The following is a 545-nucleotide window of genomic DNA, read 5'->3' on the forward strand; positions in this document are numbered from 1 at the left end:
GAATCATCCTTAACGCATTGATTTAAAAACCTTTGATACGCTCTCCCTTTTGCCAGGGAAGAGCCTATGTCTGCCAAGAGGATTGCAATGCGTAAAATTCGTGAAGTACTGCGACTGCGGCTGGAAGCTGACCTCTCTGTTCGCCAAATCAGTATCTGTACCAAGGTCAGTGTCGGCTCCATCCAGAAACTCCTCAAAAGTGCCCAGGCGCTCGGCCTTACCTGGCCCTTACCTACCGAGCTTGATGATGGCCGACTGGCTGCCCTGTTCTATCCGCAGGCCGATACCACCATCTCGGCCCGCCATGTTGTGCCGGATTGGCCCTCTGTCCATCAGGAGCTCAAGCGCAAGGGGGTCTCCAAACAGCTGCTCTGGGAGGAGTACACCCAGCGCTATCCCAATAGCTGTTACAGCTACTCCCAGTTCTGTGACCGTTACAAGTCCTGGTGTCAGTTGCAAAAGCGCTCCATGCGCCAGATCCACAAGGCGGGGGAAAAGCTCTTTATCGACTACTGCGGGCCCACGGTGCCCATCGTGTCGCCGAC

At 55.2% G+C, this 545-nt stretch carries 1 pseudogene; it reads left to right on the forward strand.

The features are described 5' to 3' along the window. Positions 1-66: 66 nt before the first annotated feature. Positions 67-545 (forward strand): annotated as a pseudogene (locus MUW49_RS18710) (IS21 family transposase); the annotation flags it as partial.

Origin of the sequence: Aeromonas sp. LsrichE-8G (genome assembly GCF_022869435.1) — a bacterium.
Taxonomy (GTDB): Bacteria; Pseudomonadota; Gammaproteobacteria; order Enterobacterales; family Aeromonadaceae; genus Aeromonas; species Aeromonas caviae.